We start from the raw sequence: 947 nt of genomic DNA, 5'->3' as shown, positions 1-947 counted from the left end.
GTCGGGGGCGTCTTCGTGTGTTGCGGCTGGGTCAGCGCGGCCGTCCGGCACGGGCACGCATCGGGTCCATGCCCTTCGGGATCGAGGCCGCGGGGCTCTGCGTCAGCGAGTCGAGACGGTTCGCGACCGCCAGGACCTCGTTGCGGTTGAGCGACTTCTTGAGCTTGTTCATGGCACGGGGCAGCTTGTGCAGCGTCAGGCTCTCGCCGGAGCCGTCACCGACGTGCAGCACGTGCACGGCGACGTTCGGCACGATGCGCTGGACCTTGCGGCGCTCCTCGTCGAGCTGACGGCTGAGGTTGCCGCGCTGGCCCTCGGTGATCAGCACGACACCCGGGCGACCGACCGCGCGGTAGACCGCGGACTGTGAGCGACCGTGCACCGCGACCGGCATCTCGCTCGAGCGCCACTGCCGACGGAGCGAGTTCGACAGCACGGCGCCGACGGCACCGGGCTGGCCTTCGATCTGCGAGTAGGCGGCACGTTCAGCGAGGCGGGTGAGCACGATCAGGAAGAGCAGCACACCGAGCAGCACACCGGCGACGATCCACAGGACGACCGCGAGCCAGTTCTGCCCCGGCAGGAGCAGTGCCAGCAGGACACCGAGGACGACCGGAACGACGAAGGCGAGGGCGAACCACCAGACCGACGACGGGTCGGCCTTGCGGGTCATCTGGAAGACCTGGAACATCTGCTTGAGACGCCCCGGCTCCTTCGCCTTCTTGTCTGTGGAAGAGCTGCGTGCCATGGGAACAGGATACGGCCTCCGTGCGCCGGGGGAGACCGCCGCATGTCCGGCTGTGTGCGAACACGTCTTGTCCACAGGTGGTGCCGCACAGCCTGGAGGCCCACCACACCCCCGCCACGCTGGTCACCATGGAGACGATGACCGACCACCACCCGGATCGCTGGATCGCGACCGGTGACGACACCGACGTGCTCACCTG

Annotated in this window: 1 protein-coding gene; it reads right to left on the bottom strand. The window is 68.4% G+C overall.

The genetic code is table 11. The features are described from left to right. Positions 1-31 precede the first annotated feature (31 nt). Positions 32-748, bottom strand: a complete 717-nt coding sequence (locus BIU95_RS12575; protein ID WP_031259256.1) for a DUF4191 domain-containing protein — start codon at positions 746-748, stop codon at positions 32-34. Positions 749-947 lie beyond the last annotated feature (199 nt).

The sequence above is a fragment of the Curtobacterium sp. MCBA15_007 genome, from assembly GCF_001864905.1.
GTDB classification, from domain to species: Bacteria; Actinomycetota; Actinomycetes; order Actinomycetales; family Microbacteriaceae; genus Curtobacterium; species Curtobacterium poinsettiae.
This window is presented reverse-complemented; position numbering and strand designations above follow the sequence as displayed.